The organism is Alcaligenes sp. SDU_A2, assembly GCF_038237375.1.
Lineage (GTDB): Bacteria > Pseudomonadota > Gammaproteobacteria > Burkholderiales > Burkholderiaceae_B > Alcaligenes.
Genome location: NZ_CP151273.1, coordinates 3,330,815 through 3,347,751, shown reverse-complemented (window position 1 = coordinate 3,347,751; position 16,937 = coordinate 3,330,815). Strand labels below are relative to the sequence as shown.

At 61.9% G+C, this 16,937-nt stretch carries 1 protein-coding gene; it reads left to right on the top strand.

Annotation, left to right across the window (positions count from 1 at the left end; translation table 11 throughout):
* Window positions 1-4: 4 nt before the first annotated feature.
* The gene (locus AADW57_RS15340; protein WP_341667753.1) at window positions 5-16,936 is read left to right on the top strand and encodes an amino acid adenylation domain-containing protein; all 16,932 of its coding nucleotides are present in this window, start codon (window positions 5-7) and stop codon (window positions 16,934-16,936) included.
* Window position 16,937: the final 1 nt, after the last annotated feature.

Below are 16,937 nucleotides of genomic sequence, written 5' to 3'. Positions count from 1 at the left end.
GACCATGTCTAGGAAGGAAGAGCGAGCAGCACGACGCGCTGCATTGAGCCCCGCCCAGAAAGAGGCTTTGCAGGCGAGGCTGAAAGGAGGGGGAGCGGCTATCGAGCAGCAGACCATTTTCGCCGCCCATCCTCGTCAGGACGGTGTCGTGTCCTTTGCTCAGCAGCGTCAGTGGTTCCTTTGGCAGCTCGACCCCGACAACACGGCCTATCACATGTGCGGTGGGCTGCGGTTGGCAGGCGAGCTGGACGTGCAGGCGCTGAATACGGCCTTGCAGACCGTATTGGAGCGGCATGCCGCTTTGCGCACTACGTTCTTGCCCGACGAGCGCGATGGCGTCCGTGCCGTGATTCATAAGCAGGCGGACCTGGATATACGCGTGAGGGACTTGAGCCAGACGTCGGAGGCATCGCTTGATGATCGCATTGCCCAGGTCTGCCAGCGCCCCTTTGATCTGATCAAGGGGCCGGTATGGCGTTTCGAGTTGCTCAAAGCAGCACCGCAGGAGCACTATTTGCTGGTCGTGGTGCATCACATCGCTTGCGATGAATGGTCGGTGCAGATCATCTTGAACGAACTGCAGACCCTGTACCGGGCCGCTCGTCTGGGCGAAGCGGCCCAACTGGCGGCCTTGCCGATCGAATATGCCGATTTTGCCCAATGGCAAAGAGGCTGGATGCAGGGGCAGCAGGCCGCGCAGCAGTTGTCCTGGTGGCGCAACGAACTGGGCAATGAGCACGAGGTGATTGCCTTGCCCGTGGATCAGCCGCGGCGTGCCGATGCGCAGTATCACGCGGCCCAGCATAGTTTTACGCTGGACGCAGCCTTGGTCGAGCGTTTGAAAGCGCACGCCGCGCAGGCGGGGGCGACGCTTTTCATGTCATTGATGACGGCCTTTCATGCCTGGCTGTACCGTTATACCGGTCAGACGCTGATCCGGGTCGGCATACCACTGGCTCAGCGCAGCCTGCCCGAGACCCGTTCCCTTGTCGGTATGTTCGTGAACACGCAGATCGTGCAGTCCCGACTTGCCGGGAGCATGGATTTGAATGCCTTGTTTGAACGCGTCAGGATGGCAGTCATCCATGCGCAAGCTCATCAGGACCTGCCTTTTGACCACTTGGTGGAAGCGGTGCAGCCGCAGCGTCAGCTGGGTGTGCATCCCTTGTTCCAGGTTCTGTTCAATCATCTGCGCCGGGACGGTCAGGCACAGCAGGACTGGCCTGGTCTTGAGGTACAGCGTTTGCATTTCGCCGAGCCTCACGCTCAGTTCGAGTTGGCGGTGCAGACTCTGGAAGAGGAAAGCGGCGCACTGACAGTCAGTTTTGTCTATGCCCAAGAGCTGTTTCATCCAGAGCGCGTGGCCCGCATGGCCGAGCATTATCGGACCGTGCTGATGGCCTTGCTGGAATCGGGTACTACCCGCCTGGATGCGGTTGAGATGTTGAGCCCGTTGGATATTCAACTGGCTCTCGAATGCAATGTGAACAGGCATCAGCCGCCTCAGATCGAGCCCATTCATCGTTTGTTCGAGTCGCAGGCAGCGACCCATCCCGATGCGATTGCCGTGCTGGATCAGGATGGCAGCCTCAGTTATGGGGAGCTCAATCGCCGCGCCAATAGCCTGGCGCATTACCTGATTGCTCAAGGGGTAGGCCCCGAAGATACGGTGGGCATGGCCGCCTTACGCTCGGTCGACATGGTGGTGGCGATGCTGGCGGTGCTCAAGGCCGGGGCGGCCTATGTGCCGCTGGACCCGGACTACCCGGCTGACCGCCTGGCGTATATGTTGCGCGACAGCGGTATTGCCTTGTTGCTGTGCCATGCCCAGGTGCGCGCGCACCTGCCTGTGCTGGACGCTGTGCCGATTGTGGAGCTGGATGACCCGTCGCTGTGGCAACAGTCGGCTCAGAACCCGGCGATGGCCGTGCATGAGGGTTCCCTGGCCTATGTCATCTACACCTCGGGTTCGACCGGGCAGCCCAAGGCGATTGCGGTCAGCCACGGCAGTCTGAGCGCCCATACGCACGCAGTGGGGCGTCGGTACGGTCTGCGGCCCAGCGACCGTTTGCTGCAGTTTGCTTCGATTAGTTTTGATGCGGCGCTTGAGCAGTGGGTAACGCCTCTGGTGGCTGGGGCCAGCGTGTATATCGTTGCCGATCGTCATCTGGATGGCCATGCGCTGCGCGAGCATGTGCGCCGTCACGATGTGACGGTCTTGTATCTGCCCCCGGCTTATCTGCGCCAGGTCGTCAACTCGTCCAACGAGTCAGTCTGCGCGGTGCGAATGTGCATTGTCGGTGGCGAGGCCTGGGCGGTGGATGATTTGCACAAGGCCAGTCAGGTGTTGGGCGCGCCGCAGTTGTTCAATGTCTATGGACCGGCCGAGACGGTGATTTCGCCGACACTCTGGTCAGGCACTGCTGGGGATGGGTTGACTGGAGCGTATGTCCCGATTGGGACGGCCGTGGGCGCGCGTGCCTTGTATGTGCTGGACGGCTCCTTGAACCTGGTGCCTGCCGGAGTGCAGGGCGAGTTGTACATAGGCGGGGATCTGTTGGCACGCGGTTATCAGAACCGGGCGGAGCTGAGCGCGGAGCGCTTTGTGGCCGATCCGTTCGGCGCGGACGGCGGGCGGCTGTACCGCACGGGCGATCTGGTGCGCTGGAATGGGCAGGGTCAGCTGGAGTACCTGGGCCGTCTGGACCATCAGGTCAAGGTGCGCGGTTTCCGTATCGAGCTGGGCGAGGTGGAGTCCGGCTTGTTGGCGCTGGACGGGGTGCGCGAAGCGGTAGTGGTGGCGCGCGAGGGGCCGCAGGGCGCGCAACTGGTGGGCTATGTGTCGGGCGAGGGTCTGTTGGGCCAGAGCGTAGTGGGTCAGCGCATATTGAGCTCGCAAACTACCGGTCTTGACCCGGCGGATCACGAGCTTGTCGGCGGCGGTGGTGGTGGTGGTGGTGGTGGTGGTGGTGGTGGTGGTGGCGCTCCAGGTTCGATGATCTCGGGCCAACAATTGCGCGAACAATTGGCGCAGTGTCTGCCGGACTACATGGTGCCCTCGGTGATTATGGTGCTGGATGCCTTGCCCTTGAATGCCAACGGCAAGATCGACCGCAAGGCGTTGCCCGAGCCGCAGTTTGTCGGCAGCCAGGACTACGAAGCGCCGCAGGGCGAATTGGAGACGGCGTTGGCGTCGATTTGGGCGCAGGTGCTGGGTGTGGATCGCGTGGGTCGTTACGACAATTTCTTCGAGCTGGGCGGGCATTCGCTGCTGGCATTGAGCCTGATCGAGCGGCAACGTGCCGCTGGTATCGTGGCGCAGGTGCGCACCGTGTTCCAGCATCCGGTGCTGAGCGCGTTTGCGCAGGCCGTGTCGCAGGCGCAGCCGGTTAAGGATTGTGTGGTGCCCGCGAACGGCATTCCGGCCGATTGCACGGCGATCACACCCGATATGCTGCCCCTGGTGGCCCTGAGTTCTGCCGAGATCGCCGCGATTGCGCAGCAAGTGCCCGGCGGCATGGCGCAGATCCAGGACATCTATCCGCTGGCTCCCTTGCAACAAGGCATGTTGTTCCATCACTTGCTTGATGCCGAGCGCGATGCGTATGTGACACCGACGCTGCTGGCCTTTGACAGCCGCGCGCGCCTGGAGCGCTTTGTGGACAGCCTGAATCAGGTGATTGCCCGGCACGATATTTTGCGCACCTCGGTGCATTGGGAGGGCGTGGCCGATCCGGTGCAGGTGGTGCAGCGCCGTGCGCAGGTGCAGATCCAGTGGCCCACCTTGCAGCCGGGGCAGGATGCGCAAGCTCAATTGGAAGCCCTCGCTACGAGCGGTCAGTATCGTCTGGATGTGCGCCGCGCGCCCATGATCGATGTGCTGGCCGCGCATGACCCGTCCTATCTTGCCGCGCAGGACGGCGCACAGGGTCGGTACTTGTTGCAGTTGGCACTGCATCATTTGGTCGGTGACCATACAACGCTGCAACATATCGTTCATGAAATCAGTCTGATTCAGCAAGGGCAACTCGACGCCTTGCCGGCGGTGGTGCCATTCCGCAACTTTGTGGCTCAGTCCGTGTTGGGCGCGGACGAGTCCGCGCATCGGGCCTTTTTTAGCCGGATGCTGGGCGATATCGACGAGCCGACGGCCCCGTTCGGGATTCTGGATGTGCGTGGTGATGGACGCTTCATACAGGAGTCCGTGCAGCAGATGCCGGCAGGCTTGTCGCAGGCGATTCGCGCTCAGGCGCGCAGACACGGTGTCAGTGCGGCCAGCGTGTTCCACCTGGCTTGGGCGCTGGTTTTGTCGGCCACCAGCGGTCAGAGTCGTCCGGTGTTTGGCACAGTGCTGTTCGGTCGCATGCAAGGCAGTTCAGATACAGCCCAGGCTATGGGGATGCTGATCAACACGCTGCCGATAGCCATTGATCTGACGCAAGATACGGTAGCCCAGGCTTTGCAACAAACGCATCGTCTTTTGACCGAGCTGCTCGAGCATGAGCATGCCAGCCTGCCGAAGGCCCAGCAGTGCAGCGCGGTGCCTGCCGGAGTGCCACTGTTCACTTCAGTATTCAACTACAGGCATAGCGCAGAACAGGCGCATGATAGTCCGGCCTGGGAGGGCATGCAGGTGCTGGGCGGGCAGGAGCACACCAACTATCCCGTGGGTATGTCGGTGGATGACGATGGTCGCTCATTTACCTTGGTATCGCAGGTGATTCAGGATATAGGCGCGACCAGGGTGGCGCAGTATATGCAAACGGCGCTGACCAGTGTTGTGGCCGGTTTGGAATCCGACATCCCCTCTTTGTTGGCAGATGTGCAGGTGCTGCCTTCTGAAGAAATTCAGCAGTTAGCACATTTGTCAGTTAATCAATCTGCTTATAGTTCGCATTTGCTAATACATCGCTTGATCGAAGCTCAGGCCGAGCGAACGCCGGACGCACCTGCTCTGTGTTTCGAGTCCCAGACCTTGACCTACCGGCAGTTGAACGAACAAGCCAATCGTCTTGCCTCTTACTTGTTGCAACACGGCAGCAGGCCCGAGGAGCGTGTCGGCGTGGCGTTGGACCGTTCCTTGGAAATGGTGGTGGCGTTGCTGGCGGTGCTTAAAGCCGGGGCAGCCTATGTGCCGCTGGACCCGCAATACCCTTTGGAGCGTCTGGCCTATATCGCGCAGAACAGCGGCATGCGTCGTGTCATTTCAACGACTGCCGTGCAGAGCGCTGTGCCTTTGCAGGATGTATTGGCAATTTTGCTTGATACGGTGGATTTGAGTGCTTGCAGCTCTAGCAATCCGTCCGTAGATCTACACCCGGACAATCTGGCCTACGTGATTTATACCTCGGGGTCGACAGGGCAGCCCAAAGGAGTCGCCGTCAGTCATGGGCCCTTGGCTATGCATATTCAGGCCATTGCAGATGTGTTCGATATGCGCGCGGACGATAAGGCCCTGCATACCTTTTCCTTCAGTTTCGATGCGGCAGGCGATATGTGGATTGTGCCCTTGATCCGGGGGGCCAGCGTCTACATTACGCCGGACATTCTGCTGCAGACCGACGATATCAAGCGTCGTATAAGCGACCAGGGCCTGACCATGATCAACTTGCCGCCCGCGTATGTGCGGCAACTTTGCAACGACCTGGCACCTAATGAGCTCTCTGTTCGTGTGTGCATTGTCGGCGGCGAGGCGTTTGGCCGCGACGATTATCGTCAAATCGTCAACAAGCTCGATGCCCAGCGCGTGGTCAATGCGTATGGACCGACCGAGACGATTATTGCGACCAGCATGTGCGTGTGGCAGCGTGGCGAGCAGGAAAGTCAGCGCTCTTTATACATGCCGATTGGCCGGCCGGTGGGTAGTCGTACGGTGCATATTCTGGATTCCCGGCTCAAATCCGTTCCTGTGGGGTTGGCTGGCGAGTTGTATGTTGGGGGCATAGGCCTGGCGCGGGCGTATCTGGAACGAGCCGCGCTGACGGCCGACCGTTTTGTGGCTGATCCGTTCAGCAAGCAAGGGGCACGGTTGTACCGTACTGGCGACATTGTCAAATGGAATGAGCAGGGGCAGTTGGAGTATCTGGCGCGGATCGATGATCAGATCAAAGTGCGTGGTTTTCGTATCGAACTGGGAGAGGTCGAAAACAAGGTGCTGGCCCTGGATGGCGTCAAGGAAGCGGTGGTCATGGCCAAGCAGGGTGCTTCCGACACACGGTTGCTTGCGTATGTGGTTGCTCGTGCGGGCCATGTTCTGGAGTCGTCTGTACTAAGAGAAGCCTTGGCGAGAGCGTTGCCGGACTACATGGTGCCAGCGGTAATCATGGTGCTGGATGCCTTGCCCTTGAACGCCAACGGCAAGATTGACCGCAAGGCGCTGCCCGAGCCGCAGTTTGTCGGTGGCCAGGATTACGAAGCGCCGCAGGGCGAACTGGAGACGGCGCTGGCGTCGATCTGGGCGCAGGTGCTGGGCGTAGAGCGCGTGGGCCGTCAGGACAATTTCTTCGAGCTGGGCGGGCATTCGCTGCTGGCATTGAGCCTGATCGAGCGGCAACGTGCCGCTGGCATCGTGGCGCAGGTGCGCACCGTGTTCCAGCATCCGGTGCTGAGCGCGTTTGCGCAGGCGGTGTCGCAGGCGCAGCCGGTTAAGGATTGTGTGGTGCCCGCGAACGGCATCCCGGCCGATTGCACGGCGATCACGCCCGACATGTTGCCGCTGGTGGCCCTGAGTTCTGCCGAGATCGCCGCGCTGGCCCAGCAAGTGCCCGGCGGCATGGCGCAGATCCAGGACATCTATCCGCTGGCACCCTTGCAACAAGGCATGTTGTTTCATCACTTGCTTGATGCCGAGCGTGATGCATACGTGACACCGACGCTGCTGGCTTTTGACAGCCGCGCGCGCCTGGAACGCTTTGTGGACAGCCTGAATCAGGTGATTGCCCGGCACGATATTTTGCGCACCTCGGTGCATTGGGAAGGGGTGGCCGATCCGGTGCAGGTGGTGCAGCGCCGCGCGCGGGTGCAGATTCAGTGGCCTACCTTGCAGCCGGGGCAGGATGCACAAACCCAATTGCAAGCCCTGACTCGCACGGGCCAGTATCGTCTGGATGTGCGCCGCGCGCCCATGATCGATGTGTTGGCCGTACACGATCCGGATCATGATCTGGTGCATGATTTAAAGGATGGACAGGCGCGTATCCCGGCCCATGATATCCAGTCCAGCTTAGGGGACGAGATCGCGGATAAGGCAGCGCAGGCGTTGAGCGATACCGAACAAACCGTTGTTCAAGGCCGGTATCTGTTGCAAGTGGTGCTGCACCACCTGATCAGTGATCACACCACCTTGGAGCGTATGGTTCAGGAAATCAGCCTGATCCAGCAAGAGCGGTTCGATGCCTTGCCCGCAGTAGTGCCGTTCCGCAACTTTGTGGCCCAGTCCGTGTTGGGTGCGGACGAGGAGGCACACCGAGTCTTCTTTAGCCGGATGCTGGGCGATATCGACGAGCCGACCGCCCCGTTCGGGGTGCTGGATGTGCAGGGCGATGGCCGTGCGGTGCAAGAAGTCTCGTTGCCGTTGCCGCCCGAGCTGTCCCGCTCCATCCGCGATCTGGCGCGTCGTCAGGCGGTCAGTGCGGCCAGCGTGTTCCATCTGGCGTGGGCCTTGGTGCTGTCGGCCACCAGCGGCCAGAGTCGCCCGGTGTTCGGCACGGTGCTGTTCGGGCGTATGCAGGGTGGCCAAGGCATAGATCAGGCGATGGGCATGTTCATCAACACCTTGCCGGTGTGCATCGATCTGCAAAATGGCACGGCCAGCGCCGCCTTGCAGCAGACGCATCAGTGCCTGAGCGAGTTGATGGCGCACGAGCATGCCAGCTTGTCGCAGGCCCAGCAGTGCAGTGCGGTGGCGGCCGGGGTGCCGCTGTTCACCTCGATGCTGAACTACCGTTACATTGCGCCGCAGGCGCACGAGCAGGCTGCGGCCTGGGAAGGCATGCAGGTGCTGGGCGGGCAGGAACGCACCAATTTCCCGATTTCTGTGGCTGTGAATGATTACGGTCAGGACTTCGAGCTGGTACTTCAGGCGGTGGACTCGATAGATGCCCCAAGCTTGGCGCTGTATCTGCAATCCGCGCTAGAGAAGCTGTTGCAGGCACAGGAACGCGATAGTGACGATGTGGTCGGACGTCTGGGTTTGCTACCCGCCGACGAACAGAGGCGGGTTCTGGCCTTGGGCCGTGGCGAGCAGACCTCGGAACAGCAGGTACCGGTACATGTGTGGATCGAGCAGCAGGCGCATCGGCAGGCCGATGCGATTGCCGTGCTGGATCAGGACGGCAGCCTCAGTTATGGGGAACTGAACCGCCGCGCCAATAGCCTGGCGCATTACCTGATTGCCCAAGGGGTAGGCCCCGAAGATACGGTGGGCATGGCCGCCTTGCGCTCGGTTGACATGGTGGTGGCGATGCTGGCGGTGCTCAAGGCCGGGGCGGCCTATGTGCCGCTGGACCCGGACTACCCGGCTGACCGCCTGGCGTATATGTTGCGCGACAGCGGTATTGCCTTGTTGCTGTGCCATGCCCAGGTGCGCGCGCACCTGCCTGTGCTGGACGATGTGCCGATTGTGGAGCTGGATGATCCGTCGCTGTGGCAACAGTCGGCTCAGAACCCGGCGATGGCTGTGCATGAGGGTTCCCTGGCCTATGTCATCTACACCTCGGGTTCGACCGGGCAGCCCAAGGCGATTGCGGTCAGCCACGGCAGTCTGAGCGCCCATACGCACGCAGTGGGGCGTCGGTACGGTCTGCGGCCCAGCGACCGTTTGCTGCAGTTTGCTTCGATTAGTTTTGATGCGGCGCTTGAGCAGTGGGTAACGCCTCTGGTGGCTGGGGCCAGCGTGTATATCGTTGCCGATCGTCATCTGGATGGCCATGCGCTGCGCGAGCATGTGCGCCGTCACGATGTGACGGTCTTGTATCTGCCCCCGGCTTATCTGCGCCAGGTCGTCAACTCGTCCAACGAGTCAGTCTGCGCGGTGCGAATGTGCATTGTCGGTGGCGAGGCCTGGGCGGTGGATGATTTGCACAAGGCCAGTCAGGTGTTGGGCGCGCCGCAGTTGTTCAATGTCTATGGACCGGCCGAGACGGTGATTTCGCCGACACTCTGGTCAGGCACTGCTGGGGATGGGTTGACTGGAGCGTATGTCCCGATTGGGACGGCCGTGGGCGCGCGTGCCTTGTATGTGCTGGATGGCTCCTTGAATCTGGTGCCTGCCGGTGTGCAGGGCGAGTTGTACATAGGCGGGGATCTGCTGGCACGCGGCTACCAGAACCGGGCGGAGCTGAGCGCGGAGCGCTTTGTGGCCGATCCGTTCGGTGCGGACGGCGGACGGCTGTACCGCACGGGCGATCTGGTGCGCTGGAATGCGCAGGGTCAACTGGAGTACCTGGGGCGTCTGGACCATCAGGTCAAGGTGCGCGGTTTCCGTATCGAGCTGGGCGAGGTGGAGTCTGGCTTGTTGGCGCTGGACGGGGTACGCGAAGCGGTGGTGATGGCCCGTGAAGGGCCACAGGGCGCGCAACTGGTGGGCTATGTGTCGGGCGAGGGCCTGTTGGGCCAGGAGCTACGCGATCAGTTGGCGCAGCGTTTGCCGGATTACATGGTGCCCTCGGTGATCATGGTGCTGGACGCCTTGCCCTTGAGTGCCAACGGCAAGATTGACCGCAAGGCGTTGCCCGAGCCGCAGTTTGTCGGCAGCCAGGACTACGAAGCGCCGCAGGGCGAACTGGAGACGGCGCTGGCGTCGATCTGGGCGCAGGTGCTGGGTGTGGATCGCGTGGGTCGTCAGGACAACTTCTTCGAGCTGGGTGGGCATTCGCTGCTGGCATTGAGCCTGATCGAGCGGCAACGCGCCGCCGGTATCGTGGCGCAGGTGCGCACCGTGTTCCAGCATCCGGTGCTGAGCGCGTTTGCGCAGGCCGTGTCGCAGGCGCAGCCGGTGCACGATGTCGTGGTGCCCGCGAACGGCATCCCGGCCGATTGCACGGCGATCACGCCCGACATGTTGCCGCTGGTGGCCCTGAGTTCTGCCGAGATCGCCGCGCTGGCCCAGCAAGTGCCCGGTGGCATGGCGCAGATCCAGGACATCTATCCGCTGGCCCCCTTGCAACAAGGCATGTTGTTCCATCACTTGCTCGATGCTGAGCGTGATGCATACGTGACACCGACGCTGCTGGCTTTTGACAGCCGCGCGCGCCTGGAACGCTTTGTGGACAGCCTGAATCAGGTGATTGCCCGGCACGACATTTTGCGCACCTCGGTGCATTGGGAAGGGGTGGCCGATCCGGTGCAAGTGGTGCAGCGCCGCGCGCAGGTGCAGATTCAGTGGCCTACGTTGCAGCCGGGGCAGGATGCACAAACCCAATTGCAAGCCCTGACTCGCACGGGCCAGTATCGTCTGGATGTGCGCCGCGCGCCCATGATCGATGTGTTGGCCGTACACGATCCGGATCATGATCTGGTGCATGATTTAAAGGATGGACAGGCGCGTATCCCGGTCCATGATATCCAGTCCAGTCTAGGGGGAGACCGTGCGCCAGCGCCGGTCCCGACCGACGATACAGCCCCAAAGGCCGTTCAAGGCCGGTATCTGTTGCAAGTAGTGCTGCACCACCTGATCAGCGATCACACCACTTTGGAGCGCATGGTTCAGGAAATCAGCCTGATCCAGCAAGAACAGTTCGATGCCTTGCCCGCGGTAGTGCCGTTCCGCAACTTTGTGGCCCAGTCCGTGTTGGGTGCAGACGAGTCCGCGCATCGGGCCTTCTTTAGCCGGATGCTGGGCGAGATCGACGAGCCGACGGCCCCGTTCGGGGTGCTGGATGTGCAGGGCGATGGCCGTGCAGTGCAGGAGGTGTCGTTGCCGTTGCCGCCGGAGCTGTCCCGCGCCATCCGCGATCTGGCGCGTCGTCAGGCGGTCAGTGCGGCCAGCGTGTTCCACCTGGCGTGGGCGTTGGTGCTGTCGGCCACCAGCGGCCAGAGTCGCCCGGTGTTTGGCACGGTGCTGTTCGGGCGTATGCAGGGTGGCCAAGGCATAGACCAGGCGATGGGCATGTTCATCAACACCTTGCCGGTGTGCATCGATCTGCAAAATAGCACGGCCAGCGCCGCCTTGCAGCAGACGCACCGCTGCCTGAGCGAGTTGATGGCGCACGAGCATGCCAGTCTGTCGCAGGCCCAGCAGTGCAGTGCGGTGGCGGCCGGGGTGCCGCTGTTCACCTCGATGCTGAACTACCGTTACATTGCGCCGCAGGAGCTGGATCAGGAGTTGGCCTGGGAAGGCATGCAGGTGCTGGGCGGGCAGGAACGCACCAACTTCCCGATTTCTGTGGCTGTGAATGATTACGGTCAGGACTTCGAGCTGGTACTTCAGGCGGTGGACTCGATAGATGCCCCAAGCTTGGCGCTGTATCTGCAATCCGCGCTAGAGAAGCTGTTGCAGGCACAGGAACTTGGTGATGACGATGTGGTCGGACGTCTGGTTTTGCTACCTGCCGACGAACAGAGGCGGGTTCTGGCCTTGGGCCGTGGCGAGCAGACCTCGGAACAGCAGGTACCGGTACATGTGTGGATCGAGCAGCAGGCGCATCGGCAGGCCGATGCGATTGCCGTGCTGGATCAGGACGGCAGCCTCAGTTATGGCGAACTGAACCGCCGCGCCAATAGCCTGGCGCATTACCTGATTGCCCAAGGGATAGGCCCCGAAGATACGGTGGGCATGGCCGCCTTGCGCTCGGTTGACATGGTGGTGGCGATGCTGGCGGTGCTCAAGGCCGGGGCGGCCTATGTGCCGCTGGACCCGGACTATCCGGCTGACCGCCTGGCGTATATGTTGCGCGACAGCGGTATTGCCTTGTTGCTGTGTCATGCCCAGGTGCGCGCGCACCTGCCTGTGCTGGACGCTGTGCCGATTGTGGAGCTGGATGATCCGTCGCTGTGGCAACAGTCGGTTCAGAACCCGGCGATGGTCGTGCATGAGGGTTCCCTGGCCTATGTCATCTACACCTCGGGTTCGACCGGGCAGCCCAAGGCGATTGCGGTCAGCCACGGCAGTCTGAGCGCCCATACGCACGCAGTGGGGCGTCGGTACGGTCTGCGGCCCAGCGACCGTTTGCTGCAGTTTGCTTCGATTAGTTTTGATGCGGCGCTCGAGCAGTGGGTAACGCCTCTGGTGGCTGGGGCCAGCGTGTATATCGTTGCCGATCGTCATCTGGATGGCCATGCGCTGCGCGAACATGTGCGCCGTCATGATGTGACGGTCTTGTATCTGCCCCCGGCTTATCTGCGCCAGATCGTTAACTCGTCCAACGAGTCAGTCTGCGCGGTGCGGATGTGCATTGTCGGTGGCGAGGCCTGGGCGGTGGATGATTTGCACAAGGCCAGTCAGGTGTTGGGTGCGCCGCAGTTGTTCAATGTCTATGGACCGGCCGAGACGGTGATTTCGCCGACACTCTGGTCAGGCACTGCTGCGGAGGGCCTGACTGGCCCTTATGTCCCGATTGGGACGGCCGTGGGCGCGCGTGCCTTGTATGTGCTGGATGGCTCCTTGAATCTGGTGCCTGCCGGTGTGCAGGGCGAGTTGTACATAGGCGGGGATCTGCTGGCACGCGGTTATCAGAACCGGGCGGAGCTGAGCGCGGAGCGCTTTGTGGCTGATCCGTTCGGTGCGGACGGCGGACGGCTGTACCGCACGGGCGATCTGGTGCGCTGGAATGCGCAGGGTCAACTGGAGTACCTGGGGCGTCTGGACCATCAGGTCAAGGTGCGCGGTTTCCGTATCGAGCTGGGCGAGGTGGAGTCCCAGTTATTGGCGCTGGACGGGGTGCGCGAAGCGGTAGTGGTGGCCCGCGAGGGGCCGCAGGGCGCGCAACTGGTGGCTTATGTGTCGGGCGAGAGCTTGTTGAGTCAGGGCGTAGTGGAGCAGCAAGTAGCAAACTCGCAAACTACCGGTCTTGACCCGGCGGATCACGAGCGTGTCGGCGGTGGTGGTGGTGGTGGTGGTGGTGGTGGTGGTGGTGGTGGTGGTGGTGGTGGTGGTGGTGCTCCAGGTTCGATGATCTCGGGCCAACAATTGCGCGAACAATTGGCGCAGCGTCTGCCGGACTACATGGTGCCCTCGGTGATTATGGTGCTGGATGCCTTGCCCTTGAACGCCAACGGCAAGATCGACCGCAAGGCGTTGCCCGAGCCGCAGTTTGCAGGCAGCCAGGACTATGAAGCGCCGCAGGGCGAATTGGAGACGGCGCTGGCGTCGATCTGGGCGCAGGTGCTGGGCGTAGAGCGGGTGGGCCGTCAGGACAACTTCTTCGAGCTGGGCGGGCATTCCTTGCTGGCATTGAGCCTGATCGAGCGGCAACGCGCGGCCGGCATCGTGGCGCAGGTGCGCACCGTGTTCCAGCATCCGGTGCTGAGCGCGTTTGCGCAGGCCGTGTCGCAGGCGCAGCCGGTTAAGGATTGTGTGGTGCCCGCGAACGGCATCCCGGCCGATTGCACGGCGATCACGCCCGACATGTTGCCGCTGGTGGCCCTGAGTTCTGCCGAGATCGCCGCGATTGCGCAGCAAGTGCCTGGCGGCATGGCGCAGATCCAGGACATCTATCCGCTGGCGCCCTTGCAACAAGGCATGTTGTTCCATCACTTGCTCGATGCCGAGCGCGATGCATACGTGACACCGACGCTGCTGGCCTTTGACAGCCGCGCGCGTCTGGAACGCTTTGTAGACAGCCTGAATCAGGTGATTGCCCGGCACGATATTTTGCGCACCTCGGTACATTGGGAAGGGGTGGCCGATCCGGTGCAGGTGGTGCAGCGCCGTGCGCGGGTGCAGATTCAGTGGCCCACCTTGCAGCCGGGGCAGGATGCGCAAACCCAGCTGGAGGCCCTCGCTACGAGCGGCCAGTATCGTCTGGATGTGCGCCGCGCGCCCATGATCGATGTGTTGGCCGTACACGATCCGGATCATGATCTGGTGCATGATTTAAAGGATGGACAGGCGCGTATCCCGGTCCATGATATCCAGTCCAGTCTAGGGGGAGACCGTGCGCCAGCGCCGGTCCCGACCGACGATACAGCCCCAAAGGCCGTTCAAGGTCGGTATCTGTTGCAAGTGGTGCTGCACCACCTGATCAGTGATCACACCACCTTGGAGCGCATGGTTCAGGAAATCAGCCTGATCCAGCAAGAGCGGTTCGATGCCTTGCCCGCAGTAGTGCCGTTCCGCAACTTTGTGGCCCAGTCCGTGTTGGGTGCGGACGAGGAGGCACACCGAGTCTTCTTTAGCCGGATGCTGGGCGATATCGACGAACCGACGGCCCCGTTCGGGGTGCTGGATGTGCAGGGCGATGGCCGTGCGGTGCAGGAGGTCTCGTTGCCGTTGCCGCCTGAGCTGTCCCGCTCCATCCGCGAGCTGGCGCGCCGTCAGGCGGTTAGCGCGGCCAGCGTGTTCCATCTGGCGTGGGCGTTGGTGCTGTCGGCCACCAGCGGCCAGAGTCGCCCGGTGTTCGGCACGGTGCTGTTCGGTCGTATGCAGGGTGGCCAAGGCATAGATCAGGCGATGGGCATGTTCATCAACACCTTGCCGGTGTGCATCGATCTGCAAAATGGCACGGCCAGCGCCGCCTTGCAGCAGACGCACCGCTGCCTGAGCGAGTTGATGGCGCACGAGCATGCCAGCTTGTCGCAGGCCCAGCAGTGCAGCGCGGTGGCGGCCGGGGTACCGCTGTTCACCTCCATGCTGAACTACCGTTACATTGCGCCGCAGGCGCACGAGCAGGCTGCGGCCTGGGAAGGCATGCAGGTGCTGGGCGGGCAGGAACGCACCAACTTCCCGATTACGCTGTGCGTTGATGATATGGGCGACGATTTCGTCTTGTTGTCCCAGGCCCATACCCAAGTCGGTGCCCAGCGTCTGGCGCATTACTTACGCCATGCCTTGGAAGGTCTGGTCCTTTGCCTGAAGCAAGACGATCCGTCTCCGCTGCGTGCGTTGTCTATTCTGCCCACTAAAGAGGATGCACAGCTTGCGCATTGGGGTCGTGCGCAGTCGCAGTTCCGAGTCGATGGGTCTATCCATGCTTTGATCGAAGCCCAGGCGTGCATGCGGCCCCATGAGACCGCGGTGGTCATGGATGGAGTCGGCATCAGCTACGACACTCTGAACCGCCGCGCCAATCGTCTGGCCCATTACTTGATGCAAAGCGGGGTGGGCCTGGAAAGCCGGGTCGGCTTGGCGGTAGAGCGCTCGGTGGACATGGTGGTGGGCTTGCTGGCCATTTTGAAGGCGGGCGGGGCCTATATGCCTATGGAGCCGGACTATCCGGCCGAACGACTGGCCTACATGATGCAGGACAGCGGCATCAGTGTGCTGTTGACGCAAGAAGATGTCCTGGCCCGCTTGCCTGGAGCGGCGCAGATCACCACGGTTTTGCTGGATGACGAGGCAATCGGGCAGCAGCCCGATACCAATCCGTGCGTGGCGGTGCATCCTGAGACGCTGGCCTATCTGATCTACACCTCCGGCTCCACAGGCAGGCCCAAGGGCGCGCAGCTGTCTCATGCCAATGTCGTGCGTTTGCTCAGTGCTACTGAGCCGTGGTTCGACTTTGGGCCGCAGGATGTCTGGACGCAGTTTCACTCGTATGCGTTCGACTTCTCGGTCTGGGAGATTTTCGGGGCCTTGTGCACGGGCGGCAAGCTGGTCATCGTCCCTTATCTGACCAGTCGATCCCCGCGTGATTTCCTGCAGTTACTGCATCAGGAAAAAGTCACGGTGCTGAACCAGACTCCATCGGCTTTTGGGCAATTGGTGGCGCTGATCGGGCAGGACATGCCGGCCTTGGCGCTGCGTGCCGTTGTGTTCGGCGGGGAGGCGCTGGAGCCTAAGCGTCTGGAACCCTGGATCGATGTGTTCGGGGACGCGATGCCGACGCTGATCAATATGTACGGCATTACCGAAACGACGGTTCATGTCACCTACCGGCCTGTGCGCAGACAGGATCTGGCCGAGACAGGCAGTCCGGTCGGGGCCGCCATTGCGGATCTGGGGCTGTATGTCCTGGATAGCGCACTGAACCGTGTCCCGATCGGGGTGGCAGGTGAGCTATGCGTGTCCGGGGCGGGCTTGGCGCGTGGCTACCTGAACCAGGCGGCATTGACGTGCGAACGCTTTGTGGCAGACCCATTCAGCGATCAAGGCGAACGCATGTATCGCACGGGCGATCTGGCGCGTTGGACGGCCCAGGGGCAACTGGACTATCTAGGCCGTATCGACCATCAGGTCAAGGTGCGGGGTTTCCGCATTGAATTGGGCGAAATAGAAAGCCAGTTGCTGGCGCTGGACGGTATACGCGAAGCGGTGGTGCTGGCCCTGGGCAACGGCGCGGACACGCGGTTGGCAGCCTATGTGTCGCTGAAATCCGGCCATCAGTCCAGCCCTGCGCAATTGCGTCAACGCTTAAGCGAGGTGTTGCCGGACTATATGCTGCCAGCGGCCATTGTGGTGCTGGAGGCGATGCCGCTCAATGCCAACAGCAAGGTGGACCGTCGCGCTTTGCCGGAACCCGAATTCAGTGCCACGGCGGCTTACGAGGAGCCGTTGGGCGAGACGGAAATTCAGCTGGCCGGCATCTGGGCCGAATTGTTGGGACTGGAGCGAGTGGGTCGGCACGACAATTTCTTTGAGCTGGGAGGACATTCCCTGTTGGCCGTTCAACTGATTGCCCGTATCCAGACCGCCATGCATCGTCAGGTCGAGATCAAGGATGTGTTCATGCATGCCACGGTAGCCGCTTTGGTGCAGTTTTGGGCTGGCGACGGTGCCGATCCGCTGTCGGATCAGGCTATCGACGATATCGAAAGTTTTCTTTTTGGCTTGGTGAAATAAG